12 protein-coding genes are annotated in these 16,072 nt (G+C 52.5%); 7 read left to right on the top strand and 5 right to left on the bottom strand.

Annotated elements, in window-relative coordinates:
- Window positions 1–50 precede the first annotated feature (50 nt).
- Window positions 51–1,151: a sodium-potassium/proton antiporter ChaA gene (gene chaA / locus FDW94_RS04490; RefSeq protein ID WP_048216245.1), complete on the bottom strand. Its 1,101-nt coding sequence runs from the start codon at window positions 1,149–1,151 to the stop codon at window positions 51–53.
- 403 nt (window positions 1,152–1,554) lie between these two features.
- Here chaA and FDW94_RS04485 point away from each other — a divergent pair, with 403 nt between their 5' ends.
- Window positions 1,555–2,250 carry a gamma-glutamylcyclotransferase gene (locus tag FDW94_RS04485; RefSeq protein ID WP_137377199.1) on the top strand — a complete coding sequence of 232 codons (696 nt, stop codon included), beginning with the start codon at window positions 1,555–1,557 and terminating at the stop codon, window positions 2,248–2,250.
- A 54-nt stretch (window positions 2,251–2,304) separates the two neighbouring features.
- Here the strand turns inward: FDW94_RS04485 and FDW94_RS04480 are convergent, their stop codons facing one another.
- Window positions 2,305–2,550: a DUF1883 domain-containing protein gene (locus FDW94_RS04480; protein WP_038641131.1), complete on the bottom strand. Its 246-nt coding sequence runs from the start codon at window positions 2,548–2,550 to the stop codon at window positions 2,305–2,307.
- Between the two features lie 260 nt (window positions 2,551–2,810).
- Complete coding sequence (locus FDW94_RS04475; RefSeq protein WP_048216246.1) at window positions 2,811–3,164, bottom strand: DsrE/DsrF/TusD sulfur relay family protein; 354 nt, start codon at window positions 3,162–3,164, stop codon at window positions 2,811–2,813.
- A 218-nt stretch (window positions 3,165–3,382) separates the two neighbouring features.
- Here FDW94_RS04475 and FDW94_RS04470 point away from each other — a divergent pair, with 218 nt between their 5' ends.
- Window positions 3,383–4,768 carry a YchO/YchP family invasin gene (locus FDW94_RS04470; protein WP_137377198.1) on the top strand — a complete coding sequence of 462 codons (1,386 nt, stop codon included), beginning with the start codon at window positions 3,383–3,385 and terminating at the stop codon, window positions 4,766–4,768.
- A 21-nt stretch (window positions 4,769–4,789) separates the two neighbouring features.
- On the opposite strand, the gene narL is transcribed toward FDW94_RS04470, so the two are convergent.
- Window positions 4,790–5,440 carry a two-component system response regulator NarL gene (narL, locus tag FDW94_RS04465; RefSeq protein WP_003833392.1) on the bottom strand — a complete coding sequence of 217 codons (651 nt, stop codon included), beginning with the start codon at window positions 5,438–5,440 and terminating at the stop codon, window positions 4,790–4,792.
- Window positions 5,433–7,229, bottom strand: a complete 1,797-nt coding sequence (gene narX / locus FDW94_RS04460) for a nitrate/nitrite two-component system sensor histidine kinase NarX (protein ID WP_003833391.1) — start codon at window positions 7,227–7,229, stop codon at window positions 5,433–5,435. Before narX ends, narL begins: the two co-directional genes overlap by 8 nt.
- Before the next feature lie 340 nt (window positions 7,230–7,569).
- On the opposite strand from narX, the gene FDW94_RS04455 reads away from it, so the two are divergent.
- The 5 genes from FDW94_RS04455 (at window position 7,570) to narI (ending at window position 16,019) form a co-directional block, all read left to right on the top strand.
- Window positions 7,570–8,961: a NarK family nitrate/nitrite MFS transporter gene (locus tag FDW94_RS04455; protein WP_003833390.1), complete on the top strand. Its 1,392-nt coding sequence runs from the start codon at window positions 7,570–7,572 to the stop codon at window positions 8,959–8,961.
- A 395-nt stretch (window positions 8,962–9,356) separates the two neighbouring features.
- The gene (locus FDW94_RS04450; RefSeq protein ID WP_008784960.1) at window positions 9,357–13,100 is read left to right on the top strand and encodes a nitrate reductase subunit alpha; all 3,744 of its coding nucleotides are present in this window, start codon (window positions 9,357–9,359) and stop codon (window positions 13,098–13,100) included.
- Window positions 13,097–14,635, top strand: a complete 1,539-nt coding sequence (narH, locus tag FDW94_RS04445) for a nitrate reductase subunit beta (protein WP_003833388.1) — start codon at window positions 13,097–13,099, stop codon at window positions 14,633–14,635. The genes FDW94_RS04450 and narH overlap by 4 nt, the downstream gene beginning before the upstream one ends.
- Window positions 14,632–15,342 (top strand): nitrate reductase molybdenum cofactor assembly chaperone, encoded by a 711-nt coding sequence (gene narJ / locus FDW94_RS04440; protein WP_048235259.1) that lies wholly within the window; start codon window positions 14,632–14,634, stop codon window positions 15,340–15,342. The genes narH and narJ overlap by 4 nt, the downstream gene beginning before the upstream one ends.
- Window positions 15,342–16,019, top strand: coding sequence for a respiratory nitrate reductase subunit gamma (narI, locus tag FDW94_RS04435; RefSeq protein WP_003833386.1), 678 nt, complete (start codon window positions 15,342–15,344; stop codon window positions 16,017–16,019). Before narJ ends, narI begins: the two co-directional genes overlap by 1 nt.
- Window positions 16,020–16,072: the final 53 nt, after the last annotated feature.

The raw sequence follows: 16,072 nt of genomic DNA, 5'->3' as shown, positions 1-16,072 counted from the left end.
TAAAAGAAAACGGCCCTGAGAAGGGCCGTGGGTTCTATCAGAAAGACTAATCAGGCAAATATCGTCATCAGATAGGCGATAAACAGCGCCAGATGCGCCGCACCGTTAAGCACGTTGGTGCGTCCGGTGGAGAAAGAGATGTGGCACAGTACCAGTGATGAAACCATCACAATCATCTCTGGCGCGCCCAGCGCAAAGACCAAATCATTCCCGGTTGCCCATGCGATCAGAGTCACTACCGGAACGGTCAGTGAAATGGTGGCTAACACCGAACCGAAGAATAAATTCATCGCCCGCTGTACCTGATTACTCAGAACCGCTTTCAGCGCGCCGAGGCCTTCAGGAGAGAGGATCAGCAATGCGACCAGGAAACCGGTAAATGCCACTGGGGCATTCAGTTCAGTCAGCAATGTCTCCAGCGGGCTGGCGTTCATCTTGGTCACGGCAATAACGGCGATCAGATGAATGATAAGCCAGGCAGCGTGCCACAAATTGCTATGTGCTGACGGTTTACCGTGATGCGGGTCGTCGTCGTCACCCTCGTCTTCATGCTCGTAAATGAACAGACTCTGGTGCGTTTTAGTTTGGATCAGCAAAAATACACCGTACATTGCCGCAGAAATTAACGCAACCAACAGCGCTTGTGCGGTAGTGAAATTCGCACCCGGTAAAGCCATCGGGAACACCAGTACAATAATGGCCAGTGGGAACAGAGCAATTAAATACTGCTTAATACCAAACAGATTCATATACTGAGTGGCAAATTTACGGCCACCTAACAGTAATGAAAAACCGACCAGGCCGCCGGTTACGATCATAATGATTGAATATAGCGTATCGCGCATGAGCGTAGGCGCTGCATCGCCGGTCGCCATTAATGCGGAGATTAAGCTGACTTCAAGAATAACAACGGACAGGCTGAGGATCAGCGACCCGTAGGGTTCGCCAAGTCGATGTGCTAATACATCCGCATGACGGACAACACTGAATGCACTGCTTAATATACCAATAAGGGCCAGCGCATTAATGCCGATGACCACTGGTAGTGACTGACTGCTCCCCCATAAGAACAGTACTACCAGTGCCAAAATCGGGAAGACGAGAGAGGTCTCCTTGTGGCGGGTTTTTACCGCCTCATGTACGTGTGTCATTGAACTAATTCTCCATCTCTGCAGGTATTTATAATTATAAAAGTATTAAAGAATGTAAAAAATAACAGAACTTTCGGTATTTCCGATCTGATTTTACGTAATTTTACGGCATGGACTATTTTTTGCATCCGAGCGAATGAAATTGCATATCTTGTTTAGAGAATATTTAAATAACAGCACATTAGATTTTAGCGTCCACAAAAATTGATGATCGTACTGATACAAATGATAGTGCAGGACGTACCACCCCGAGAGGATATAAAGTGCCGTTGACACTTTGTTCCCTTGCAAGCGAGCGGTGAATTGCCTATTGTCCAGCTATTGGTTTCAAAATGAGCAGTTAAAAAGCCCGGAAGGCGTCAAAAAAGTTGTCGCAGGGAAGCAGCAGTGGCGGAGGTGTAAGGTGTTAACGCGTGATTTTTTATTGAATGCCGACTGTAAGACGGCATTTGGTGCTATTGAAGAATCACTACTCTGGACAGCGGAACAACGGGCAGCCTCACTGGCCGCCACGCTTGCATGCCGACCAGATGATGGACCGGTGTGGATCTTCGGTTATGGATCATTGATGTGGAACCCGGCCTTAGAATTTGAAGAGTCCTGTACCGGGACGTTAGTCGGCTGGCACCGTGCCTTTTGCCTGCGTCTGACGGCGGGGCGAGGAACGGCGTGTCAGCCAGGACGTATGCTGGCCCTGAAAGAGGGCGGACGCACCACCGGTGTGGCCTACCGTTTGCCGGACGCGTCCCTGGAACAAGAGCTTTCACTGCTGTGGAAGCGAGAAATGATCACCGGCTGTTATCTGCCGACCTGGTGTCAGTTGGCGCTTGATGACGGCAGGACGGTGAACGCACTGGTCTTTATTATGGATCCGCGTCATCCACTGTTTGAGTCAGATACGCGCGCGCAGGTGATTGCGCCGCTTATCGCCGCGGCGAGCGGACCTTTAGGCACCAACGCCCAGTATCTGTTCTCACTGGAACAGGAGCTGGTCAAGTTGGGGATGCAGGATGATTGTCTTAACGATCTGGTGATCACGGTCAAACGGTTGTTGGGAGAGAATCTGCCGGAAGGTGTTATGCGTCCAGGATTTGCCTAATATCGCCCGATGTTGTATGCCCGATAAGCCAGGTGCTTATCGGGCGTTTAACGCTTAGGCTGCAATAAAACTTATCGAATGCTCAAGCGACTGGCTATGGCTGTCGATCAGCACATTCCAGACGCCGGTATACGGTACGGTTAACCATGCGTTATCACGATCCTGCACGCTTAAGATGTCGGACTGCGTGTCTTTGACGTGATTTTTCTCGCTCATCAGGTGGATGTGGCAACGCTCAGAACAGCGCACGACTACCGTATCACCACCAAATAACTTTAAACTCGCCTTCACTAATGCCATTTTTCACCCCGTTCTTGAAAACAACGTACTTTCTGTCGAAAGTGCTGCGTGATGTTGTTCACATTTCACTCATTGCATAACACCAAAGGGGGGGCAACAGGATGCTGATTTTGATCAAAAAATGGCATAACGATTAAACAAAAGTGACAAAATCCCTCAAAAGGGTTGAAAAGGCGTGCTAACGTTCAACGAAACCGCGCCCATCTAAGATTAAATCCGGAAATTTCCGGCACTTTCAGTGCGCGTGCCTGCAAGCGCTGTCAGAAGGTCAGCACTTTATCTGCAGCCAGCGTCCATTGAGCCAGTTCAACCAGCGTGCCGACGGCTACTCCGTCAATTAACGGTAGCGTCGTGATCCCGCGGCCATCGGTGCAGGTTTTGCACAGTTTGACCGGCACATTTTGCGCCGTCAGGATCTCCAGCATTTGCTGAATATTGTATCCTTCCGCAGGTTTCTGACCGCTAAGCCCCGCCGTTACCGCGTCCGACATTAAAAACAGACGCAGGTCGAGATCTGCTTCCTGTTCGCGCAGGGCGATGGCCAGACGCAGACTATTAAATAACGATTCGCTTCCATAGGCTGCACCGTTCGCGACGATCACTATCTTTTGCATTATTACTCCTGTTGTCAGATGGAAGGGATAATTCCTGGCGTGTATGTTACTCCCTGTTCCTGATGTGGGAAAGAAAGCATGGTTGCAGGAGTGGGTACCTCTAATTATCCATGTCAGAAAATCCCGAAAACGGGGATAAAGGCTGCAATTAACAGCCGAAGACGTTATGGTTTAGGTTAAGTGTGTCTAATTAATTGATGTAAGAGACAACTGACGATTTGAGCCGTAATATTTATTTTTCTCTCGCTGTATTCTCACTCTTGCCATTGGCAGGCGGTATTGCCAACGCACGGACATCTTTTATTCACCAGGCTGAAAACCCTTTCGATAACAATAGTGATGGCTTACCCGATCTCGGTATGGCGCCGGAGTCGCGGGCAGGCGAAAAGCACTTTGCTGAAATGGTCAAAGCGTTTGGTGAAGCCAGCATGACCGATAACGGGCTTGATACGGGTGAACAGGCGAAGCAGTTTGCGTTTGGTCAGGTGCGTGACACGGTCAGTGAACAGGTTAATCAGCAACTGGAATCCTGGCTCTCTCCCTGGGGAAACGCCAGCGTTGGATTGCAGGTGGATAACGAAGGCAGCTTTACCGGAAGTCGGGGAAGTTGGTTTATCCCATGGCAGGACAATCAACGATATTTAACCTGGAGCCAGTTGGGGCTGACGCAACAGGACGAAGGTTTAGTCAGCAATGCGGGGATTGGGCAGCGCTGGGTACGCGACGGCTGGTTTCTGGGTTACAACACCTTTTATGACAACCTGTTGGATGAAAATCTGCCCCGGGGAGGCCTTGGCGCCGAGGCGTGGGGCGAATACTTGCGCTTATCCGCTAACTATTACCAACCGTTGTCCTCCTGGCAGGAGCGTTCCGCAACCCAGGAACAACGGATGGCCCGCGGCTACGACCTGACTGCGCAAATGCGCATGCCGTTCTATCAACACCTCAATACCAGCGTCAGCGTGGAACAGTATTTTGGCGACCGGGTGGATTTGTTTCATTCCGGAACCGGGTACCACAATCCTGTGGCGGTGAATCTGGGATTGAGCTATACGCCGGTGCCATTGATTACCGTGACGGCACAACATAAGCAGGGCGAAAGCGGAGTCAGCCAGAATAACCTTGGCTTAACGCTGAATTACCGCTTTGGCGTGCCGCTAAAAAAACAACTGATGGTCAGCGAGGTGGCAAACAGCCGATCGCTGCGCGGCAGTCGTTATGACGATCCGCAGCGTAACAATCTGCCTACACTGGAATATCGCCAGCGTAAAACATTGTCGGTATTTTTGGCCACGCCGCCCTGGGATCTCAAGTCTGGTGAGACGGTGGCGCTGAAGCTGCAGGTGCGTAGTTTGCATGGGATCCGCCATTTGACCTGGCAGGGTGATACCCAGGCGTTGAGTTTAACGGCGGGTAGCGATAACCGAAGCGCGCAAGGCTGGACGATTATTATGCCGAAGTGGGACAGCAGCGAAGGCGCGACAAACCGCTGGCGGTTGTCTGTGGTGGTAGAAGATGAGCAGGGTCAGCGTGTCTCTTCCAATGAGATCACGCTATCACTGACCGAACCGTTTATTACAGTTTCGGAAAATGATCCTCGTTAACAATGAAGCATCAACGCGTTATCAGAAAATGCGTTCCTGATGTACCCATACCGCGGCTTCGACGCGTGATTTGAGCTTCATTTTCTTCAACATATGCTTCACATGGACTTTTACCGTACTTTCAGTGATGTCCAGACGACGGGCGATCATCTTGTTCGGCAGCCCCTGGGCAATGAGCTTGAGAATGTCGCGCTCACGCGGTGTCAGTTGGGTGACATCACGGTCCGACGTTGCACGATTAGCACGCAGGCTGGCGGCCAGAACCGGCGTTAAGGCCTCACTCAGCACCATTTCACCGGCCGCTGACTGCTGTAAGGCTTTGAGTAAATCTTCAGGCTCCATATCTTTCAGCAGATAACCGTCAGCGCCGCGTTTCAGTGCGGTAACTACGTCTTCTTCATGATTGGATACGCTAAACACAACGATACGGCCCGACAGTGACTTTTCACGCAGCTTATCGAGAGTTTCCAGGCCGTTCATGCCGGGCATGTTGAGATCAAGCAGGATCAGATCGGGATCAAGGGATTCAGCCAGCTCGATACCCTGCTCACCATTGCTGGCTTCGCCGACAACGGTAATATCGGGCGCCATGCTGACAAGCTGTTTTACACCGGTTCGCAGCATCGGATGATCGTCGATCAACAGGATGGTTGCCGGTTCCAGATTACTCATGGGTATCTCCTTGGACTTCTGTGAAGTTTGTTTCGGGAATAAAAGTGACAGCAACTTCAGTACCGCCCGTCTCGCGACGGCGTACGCGGCAATCGCCGCGCAAGCTCTGCGCACGATCGCGCATTATAATCATGCCGTAGTGGTTACTGCGTTCGGCGTTTTCCGGTACGCCGCAGCCGTTATCTTGCACTGTTAGTTTGACCTGCTTGCCATTTTGCACCACCGTCACGACCACTTCATTGGCCTGAGAGTGTTTAAGTGCATTACTCAGGGCTTCGCGCGCAATTTGTAGCAGGTGAATCGCCTGATGCGAAGGGACCAGGCGTGGCGGTAGCTGATAATCCAGCTTAACCGTAAATCCAAAACGGGCGCTGTACTCCTGACAGCTGGCTTCCAGCGCCGGCCGTAATCCAGGTTCTGTGAGCTGTAAACGGAAGGTGGTTAACAGCTCACGCAGTTGTGCCCACGAAGCATTCAGCTCGTTACGAATCTGGCTGAGCAACTCGCGACAGTTATCTGAAAGCGCATCGCCCTGCATCTGCAAACAGCTAACCTGCATCTTCATACAAGAGAGCGATTGTGCAATAGAATCATGAAGTTCGCGTGCAATGGTGGCACGCTCTTCCATCACGATCAACTGCTGTTGACGCTCCTGATGTCTGTCGAGCGCGAGCGTTGCGGTCAGTTGCTCAACCAGGGTATCAACCAACTGCTGCTGATCGTGGCTGAGATGGCGTCCGTTCGGCAAGGTGGCGAGCAGAATACCATATTGGGTATGCGCATCGGTCAGCCGCCATTTCAATGTGATCCCGCCGTCAATCGCGGGCAGCGTTCCGCGAGGACACAGATGGCAACCTTTTTCATCACAGCTGGCATTGGACTGACAGGTAAATTCCTGATGATTGTCTTCATCTTCCAGGTCGTAAACCCGGAGTTCAATATCATGTAGCAAGGTTAAATTTTGCAGACCGTTCAGTACCGGAGAGAGGCGTTCGCACAACGGCACCTGAGAGTGCAGGCGGCGGTTGGCTTGCCACAGAAAAGAAAGGATCTGATTTTTGTGCTCCAGTCCCGCCGTTTTTTCCTGCACCCGCTGTTCCAGCACGGCATAACTTTCGGCCAGTTCTTCCGACATATTATTCAGTGCCGAGCCCAGAGCGGCCATCTCATTACGCCCGCTGATACGCGCGCGTTGGGTAAAATCACGTTGGCTGACGGCTCGCGCCATCGCCAGCAGCTGCTTCCACGGCTCTAACAGGCGCACGCGCAGCCAGATAATGGTGAAAACCAGCAGCAATGCCATAAATATGGCCATCAGGCGATGCAGCAGGACGACGCGTTCAATGCGTAATTCGGTGGTATGGTCAAAGGCGGTAACCAGCTTATCCAGACCGCCTACAAAGCGCGTTACATCCTGCGCTACCGCATCAGGCGTTTGCGCATGCGCAAGCCCCGGCGCCAGTTCAGTGTGCCAGTAATCCTGTAGTGCTTTTAACTGCGCCTGTTGTCCGTCTCGCTTTGCGGCACGCGTCAACTCCGGGCTAAACGCCGTTTTCTCCATTTCATCCAGAAGCGGTTGATCGCTAGCGTCCAGCGGTACGGCTGCCAGCAGGCGATAACTCTGCATGCGCAGCGATCCCGCTTTGTTGATTGCATGGGCGCTACCCTGAACGCCCTGAACCAGCCAGCCGGAGACAGCCATACCAGCCACGCCGATGGCTGTGGACAATAAAACAATCAGCGCCACCTGGTTGACCAGCGTAAGCGGGGAGAGACAACGTTTAAACATGGTGACTTGTTCCTTCGGGTTTTCGTCGAACAGAAAACCTTATTGAATGACGATTCTGCTGCAGGCAGTGGCGTTATTCTCGGCGATACACTGGAGTATACCCATACCTCAAACGGGCTACCTCTTAATTGCCAGTGGAGGGAGAGATCCCGGGCGAGGGGGAGTAGGGGACGACAGAAGCGTGAAAAACCACATCTTTTTTACCGAAGTTATGTACTCATTTAGGGTAATGATAAATTTTAGGCATGAATAATGACACCTTTTCCTTTGATTTATATCAACTTACCTCCAGCTGTAAACCCTAATGTTGCAGGCATCGAAACAAGTATCAGAGGTGTCTATGAGTCACTCATCTGCCCCGGAAAGGGCATCTGGAGCTGTAATTACCGAATGGCGGCCGGAAGATCCCGCCTTCTGGCAGCAGCGTGGTCAACGAATCGCCAGCCGTAACCTGTGGATTTCCGTCCCTTGCTTGCTGCTGGCGTTTTGCGTGTGGATGTTATTTAGCGCCGTGGCGGTGAACTTACCGAAAGTCGGATTTGATTTCACCACTGAACAGCTGTTCATGCTGACGGCATTACCTTCGGTGTCCGGCGCGCTGCTGCGTGTTCCGTACTCCTTTATGGTTCCCCTGTTTGGTGGACGTCGCTGGACAGCGTTTAGCACCGGTATCCTGATCATTCCTTGTGTATGGTTAGGTTTTGCGGTGCAGGATACCTCCACGCCGTTTAGTACCTTTATTATTATCTCTCTGTTGTGCGGTTTCGCCGGTGCGAACTTTGCGTCCAGCATGGCAAACATCAGTTTCTTCTTTCCAAAACAGAAACAGGGTGGTGCGCTGGGTCTGAACGGTGGCCTGGGCAACATGGGCGTCAGCGTGATGCAGTTGGTTGCGCCGCTGGTGGTTTCACTGTCAATCTTTGCCGCATTTGGTAGCCACGGGGTTGAACAACCGGATGGTACGCAGCTGTATCTGGCAAACGCCGCATGGATTTGGGTACCGTTCCTTGCGGTGTTAACGCTGGCTGCATGGTTTGGTATGAATGAACTGGCAACCTCAAAAGCGTCGCTGAAAGAGCAATTGCCGGTGCTGAAACGTGGGCATCTGTGGATTATGAGTCTGCTGTATCTGGCAACCTTCGGTTCATTCATCGGTTTCTCTGCCGGTTTTGCCATGTTGTCAAAAACGCAGTTTCCTGAGGTACAGATCCTGCATTACGCCTTCTTTGGACCGTTGATTGGCGCGCTGGCTCGTTCAGCGGGTGGCGCAATCTCTGACCGTCTGGGCGGAACCCGTGTAACGCTGGTGAACTTCGTGCTGATGGCTATTTTCAGTGCCTTACTGTTCCTGACGCTGCCATCAAACGGTGTCGGTGGCAACTTTATCGCCTTCTTCGCGGTGTTCCTGGCATTGTTCCTGACGGCTGGTCTGGGGAGTGGTTCAACCTTCCAGATGATCTCCGTTATCTTCCGCAAGCTGACGATGGACAGAGTGAAAGCTGAAGGCGGTTCAGAAGAGAAAGCAATGCGCGAAGCAGCAACCGACACCGCGGCAGCGTTGGGCTTTATCTCAGCCATTGGTGCGATTGGCGGCTTCTTTATCCCGAAAGCATTTGGTACGTCTCTGGCGTTAACTGGTTCGCCGGTCGATGCGATGAAAGTCTTTCTGATCTTCTATGTCGCTTGTGTGGTCATCACCTGGGCGGTATACGGACGTCATTCTAAAAAGTAAAAAAGTAGTAGCAGTTGATTATCCATTGCGCGGTGTTAGACCGCGCTTTTTTTTGTTCTAAATTAGTTACAACATACTTATATGTGAGCTCATGACGAAAGTCTGCGAAAACGGTGCTGGTAATATGCCTGGCAGGGGGGATACCCCTTAATACCCACTTATAAAGAATTTAACATTTGTATGATAAGTGATTTTAATAAAATCATTTAAATTCAATATGTTGACTGTTTTATTAATATCCTACTAAGGGGGTATGTGAAAATCGACCCTCTGTTTTCATCCCTGCATGCCTTGATCGTTATCAATTCTCACGCCCTTTCAGAGCGTTACCTTCGCTCTCAATCAAGCAATGTCGATTTATCAGAGAGCCGACAGGCTCCTACAGGAGAAAACCGATGAGTAAATTCCTGGACCGGTTTCGCTACTTCAAGCAGAAGGGCGAAACCTTTGCCGATGGGCATGGCCAGCTTCTCAATACCAACAGGGACTGGGAGGACGGATACCGCCAGCGTTGGCAGCATGACAAAATCGTGCGTTCAACCCACGGGGTAAACTGCACGGGCTCATGCAGTTGGAAAATCTATGTGAAAAATGGTCTGGTGACCTGGGAGACCCAGCAAACTGACTACCCACGCACGCGTCCAGATATGCCTAACCACGAGCCTCGCGGCTGCCCACGTGGTGCAAGCTATTCCTGGTATCTGTACAGCGCTAACCGTCTGAAATACCCGCTGATGCGCAAACGTCTGATGAAAATGTGGCGTGAAGCAAAAAGACTGCACAGCGATCCGGTAGACGCATGGGCATCCATCATCGAAGACGCCGACAAAGCAAAAAGCTTCAAACAAGCGCGCGGTCGTGGTGGATTTGTTCGTTCTTCCTGGCAGGAAGTGAATGAACTGATTGCTGCATCTAACGTTTACACCATCAAAACCTATGGCCCTGACCGCGTTGCAGGCTTCTCTCCGATCCCGGCGATGTCGATGGTTTCTTATGCTTCCGGCGCACGCTATATGTCGCTGATTGGCGGTACCTGCCTGAGCTTCTACGACTGGTACTGTGACCTGCCGCCGGCTTCCCCGCAAACCTGGGGCGAGCAAACCGACGTACCGGAATCTGCCGACTGGTATAACTCCAGCTACATTCTTGCATGGGGCTCTAACGTACCGCAGACCCGTACTCCGGATGCACACTTCTTTACTGAGGTTCGTTATAAAGGCACCAAAACGGTAGCGATTACTCCGGACTACGCAGAAATTGCCAAACTTTGCGACCTGTGGCTGGCACCGAAGCAGGGAACCGATGCGGCGATGGCAATGGCGATGGGCCATGTCATGCTGCGCGAGTTCCACCTCGATAACCCGAGCCAGTACTTCACCGACTATGTTCGTCGTTATACCGACATGCCAATGCTGGTGATGCTCGAAGAGCGTGACGGCTACTATGCTGCTGGTCGTATGCTGCGTGCGGCGGATCTGGTCGACTCTCTGGGCCAGGAAAATAACCCAGAATGGAAAACCGTCGCTATCAACAGCAACGGCGAAATGGTTGCGCCAAACGGTTCAATTGGTTTCCGTTGGGGCGAAAAGGGCAAATGGAACCTTGAGCAACGCGACGGTACGTCCGGTGATGAAACCGAACTGCAGCTCAGCCTGCTGGGTAGCCAGGACGATATCGCTGAAGTGGGCTTCCCGTACTTTGGCGGCGAAGGTACCGAGCACTTCAGTAAAGTAGAGCTGGAAAATATTCTGCTGCACAAACTGCCGGTTAAACGCCTGCAGTTGGCCGATGGCTCTACCGCGCTGGTGACCACCGTTTACGACCTGACCATGGCTAACTATGGCCTGGAACGTGGTCTGAACGACGAAAACTGCGCGACCAGCTACGATGACGTGAAAGCGTACACGCCGGCATGGGCAGAAAAAATCACTGGCGTATCACGCTCTCAGATCGTGCGCATTGCCCGTGAATTTGCGGATAACGCCGATAAAACACACGGTCGTTCGATGATCATCGTCGGTGCGGGCCTGAACCACTGGTACCACCTCGATATGAACTATCGTGGCCTGATCAATATGCTGGTGTTCTGCGGTTGTATCGGTCAGAGCGGCGGCGGTTGGGCCCACTATGTGGGTCAGGAAAAACTGCGTCCGCAAACCGGCTGGCAGCCGCTGGCGTTTGCTCTTGACTGGCAGCGTCCGCCTCGTCATATGAACAGCACTTCCTACTTCTATAACCACTCCAGCCAATGGCGCTATGAGACGGTTACTGCGCAGGAACTGCTTTCCCCGATGGCAGACAAATCCCGCTACAGCGGTCATTTGATTGATTTTAACGTTCGCGCTGAACGTATGGGCTGGTTGCCATCTGCGCCGCAGTTAGGGACTAACCCACTGCGTATCGCCGAAGAAGCGCAGAAAGCAGGTATGACGCCGGTGGATTACACCGTTAAATCCCTGAAAGAAGGTTCTATTCGCTTTGCGGCAGAGCAGCCGGAAAACGGTAAAAACCATCCGCGCAACCTGTTTATCTGGCGTTCTAACCTGCTCGGTTCTTCCGGTAAAGGCCACGAGTACATGCTCAAGTATCTGCTGGGTACTGAACATGGTATTCAGGGCAAAGATCTCGGCCAGCAGAGCGGCGTGAAGCCTGAAGAAGTGGAATGGCAGGATAACGGCCTGGACGGCAAACTGGATCTGGTTGTCACGCTGGACTTCCGTCTGTCGAGCACCTGTCTGTATTCCGACATCGTGTTGCCGACCGCAACCTGGTATGAAAAAGACGATATGAATACCTCGGACATGCATCCGTTTATTCATCCTCTGTCTGCGGCAGTTGACCCGGCCTGGGAATCGAAGAGCGACTGGGAAATCTACAAAGCCATTGCCAAGAAATTCTCTGAAGTTTGCGTGGGTCATCTCGGTAAAGAAACCGACGTCGTTACGCTGCCAATTCAGCACGACTCTGCAGCAGAACTGGCACAACCGCTGGACGTGAAGGACTGGAAAAAAGGTGAATGTGACCTGATTCCTGGTGTTACCGCACCGCACATCATGACCGTTGAGCGTGATTATCCGGCAACCTACGAGCGTTTCACCTCCATCGGCCCGCTGATGGAAAAAATCGGTAACGGCGGTAAAGGGATTGCCTGGAATACCCAGAGCGAAATGGATCTGCTGCGTAAGCTCAATTACACCAAGGCTGAAGGTCCGGCAAAAGGCCAGCCTTGGCTTAATACCGCAATTGATGCAGCCGAGATGATCCTGACGCTGGCGCCGGAAACTAACGGTCAGGTAGCTGTTAAAGCCTGGGCTGCGCTGAGTGAATTTACCGGTCGTGACCATACGCATCTGGCGCTGAATAAAGAGGACGAAAAAATTCGCTTCCGCGATATTCAGGCGCAGCCGCGCAAAATTATCTCCAGCCCGACCTGGTCAGGACTGGAAGATGAACACGTGTCTTATAACGCCGGCTATACCAACGTTCACGAGCTGATCCCATGGCGTACGCTGTCTGGTCGCCAGCAGTTGTATCAGGATCATCAGTGGATGCGTGACTTTGGTGAAAGCCTGCTGGTTTACCGTCCGCCAATCGACACCCGTTCGGTGAAAGCGGTGATCGGCGAGAAATCTAACGGTAACCCGGAAAAAGCGCTCAACTTCCTGACGCCGCACCAGAAATGGGGTATCCACTCCACTTACAGCGACAACTTGCTGATGCTGACGCTGTCACGCGGTGGCCCGATTGTGTGGATGAGCGAAGTCGATGCGAAGGATCTGGGAATCGAAGATAACGACTGGATCGAAGTCTTCAACAGCAACGGTGCGCTGACGGCACGTGCAGTTGTCAGCCAGCGTGTACCGGCCGGGATGACCATGATGTACCACGCGCAGGAACGTATCGTTAACCTGCCGGGTTCAGAAATCACCCAGCAGCGCGGTGGGATCCACAACTCGGTGACCCGTATTACACCGAAACCGACCCATATGATCGGCGGCTATGCGCAGTTGGCCTACGGCTTTAACTACTACGGCACCGTCGGTTCAAACCGTGATGAGTTCGTAGTTGTACGTAAGATGAAGAACATTAACTGGTTGGATGGCGAAGGCAATGACCAGGTACAGGAGAGCGTAAAATGAAAATTCGTTCACAAGTCGGCATGGTGCTGAATCTCGATAAGTGCATCGGCTGCCACACCTGTTCAGTGACCTGTAAAAACGTCTGGACCAGCCGTGAAGGTATGGAGTACGCCTGGTTCAACAACGTCGAAAGTAAGCCTGGCGTTGGCTTCCCGAACGACTGGGAAAACCAGGAAAAATGGAAGGGCGGTTGGATCCGTAAAATCAACGGCAAACTGCAGCCGCGCATGGGTAACAAAGCGCTGCTGTTGGGTAAAATATTTGCTAACCCGCATCTGCCGGGCATGGATGATTACTACGAGCCGTTTGATTTTGACTACCAGACGTTGCATAACGCCCCGGCAGACAGCAAAGCGCAGCCGATTGCTCGTCCGCGCTCGCTGATCACCGGTCAGCGAATGGATAAAATTACCAGCGGTCCGAACTGGGAAGAAATTCTGGGCGGCGAGTTTGAAAAACGCGCCAAAGACCAGAACTTCGAAAACATGCAGAAGGCGATGTACGGTCAGTTCGAAAACACCTTCATGATGTACCTGCCGCGTCTGTGTGAGCACTGCCTTAATCCGGCGTGTGTGGCGACCTGTCCGAGCGGCGCTATCTACAAGCGTGAAGAAGATGGCATCGTGCTGATCGACCAGGACAAGTGCCGCGGCTGGCGTATGTGTATCACCGGCTGCCCGTACAAGAAGATCTACTTCAACTGGAAGAGCGGGAAATCTGAGAAGTGCATTTTCTGCTACCCGCGTATCGAAGCTGGTCAGCCGACCGTTTGCTCCGAAACCTGTGTAGGTCGTATCCGTTACCTCGGCGTACTGCTGTATGACGCAGATGCGATCGAAAGTGCAGCAAGCACCGAGCACGAGAAAGATTTGTACCAGCGTCAGCTGGACGTGTTCCTCGATCCGAACGATCCGGCTGTTATTGAACAGGCGCTGAAAGATGGTATTCCGCTGAGCGTCATTGATGCCGCACAGCAGTCTCCGGTTTACAAAATGGCGATGGACTGGAAGCTGGCGCTGCCGCTGCATCCGGAATACCGCACACTGCCGATGGTCTGGTACGTGCCGCCATTGTCACCGATTCAGTCCGCTGCTGATGCGGGCGAGCTTGGCAGCAACGGTATTCTGCCGGATGTTGACAGCCTGCGTATTCCGGTTCAGTACCTGGCGAACCTGCTGACTGCAGGTGACACCCAGCCGGTACTGTTGGCGCTGAAACGTATGCTGGCGATGCGTCACTACAAACGTGCGGAAACTGTTGACGGCAAAGTTGATACCCGTGCGCTGGAAGAGGTGGGCTTAAGCGAAGCGCAGGCACAGGAAATGTATCGTTACCTGGCGATCGCAAACTACGAAGATCGTTTCGTGGTACCGAGCAGCCATCGTGAACTGGCGCGTGACGCGTTCCCGGAGAAAAGCGGTTGTGGCTTTACCTTCGGCGACGGTTGCCACGGTTCTGATACTAAATTCAATCTGTTCAACAGCCGCCGCATCGACGCTGTCGATGTGACCAGCAAAACGGAGCCGCACCAATGATTGAACTCGTCATTGTTTCGCGTCTGCTCGAGTACCCGGATGCTGCCTTGTGGCAGCATCAGCAGGAACTTTTCGATGCACTCGCGTCATCTGAGAACCTGGATAAAGAGGATGCCCAGACTCTGGGCGTTTTCCTGCGCGATCTAACCTCGCAGGACATGCTGGATGTGCAGGCTGCCTACAGCGAACTGTTTGACCGTGGCCGCGCGACATCGCTGCTGCTGTTTGAACATGTTCACGGTGAATCCCGCGATCGCGGTCAGGCTATGGTTGACCTGATGGCACAGTATGAGCAGCACGGTTTACAGCTCGACAGCCGCGAACTTCCCGATCATCTGCCGCTGTATCTGGAATACCTTGCGCAACTGCCGAAAAGCGAAGCGCTAGGTGGCTTACAGGATATTGCGCCGATTCTGGCGCTGCTCAGCGCTCGTTTGCAACAGCGTGAAAGCCGTTATGCGGTGCTGTTCGATCTGCTGTTAAAACTGGCGAATACCGTTATCGACAGCGATAAAGTGGCTGAAAAAATTGCGGATGAAGCCCGTGACGATACTCCACAAGCGCTGGATGCGGTCTGGGAAGAAGAGCAGGTGAAATTCTTCGCCGATCAGGGGTGTGGCGAGTCGGAAATCTCCGCTCACCAGCGTCGTTTTGCCGGGGCCGTTGCGCCGCAGTATCTGAATATCACCACCGGAGGACAGCAATAATGCACTTCCTGAATACGTTCTTCTTTGACATCTATCCGTACATCGCGGGTTCTGTCTTTCTGATCGGCAGCTGGCTGCGTTATGACTATGGGCAATATACATGGCGTGCGGCTTCCAGTCAGATGCTGGATCGCAAAGGGATGAACCTGGCGTCAAACCTGTTTCACATCGGGATCCTGGGTATCTTTGCTGGGCACTTCCTTGGCATGTTGACGCCGCACTGGATGTATGAAGCCTGGCTACCGCTTGAAGTGAAACAAAAGATGGCAATGTTTGCGGGCGGTGCCAGTGGCCTGATGTGTCTGATTGGTGGCGTACTGCTGCTGAAACGCCGTCTGTTCAGCCCACGCGTGCGGGCCACCACCACCGGAGCGGATATTCTGATCCTCTCACTGCTGGTGATCCAGTGTGCGCTGGGCCTGCTGACCATTCCGTTCTCCGCCCAGCATATGGACGGTAGCGAGATGATGAAGCTGGTGAACTGGGCGCAGACAGTGGTGACCTTCCAGGGCGGAGCGTCTCAATATCTGGATGGTGTTGCGTTCATTTTCCGTATGCACCTGGTGCTGGGTATGACGCTGTTCCTGTTGTTCCCATTCTCGCGTCTGGTACACATCTGGAGCGTCCCGGTCGAATATCTGACACGCAAATACCAGATTGTTCGCGCGCGTCACTAATCGTATATTTGAGAATGACAAAACCCTGCTTCGGCGGGGTTTTTTTATGCCTG

The sequence above is a fragment of the Citrobacter sp. wls757 genome, assembly GCF_005280935.1.
Classification (GTDB): domain Bacteria; phylum Pseudomonadota; class Gammaproteobacteria; order Enterobacterales; family Enterobacteriaceae; genus Citrobacter; species Citrobacter portucalensis.
Note: the sequence above shows the minus strand (reverse complement) of the source record. Positions and strands in the feature narration are given on the sequence as shown.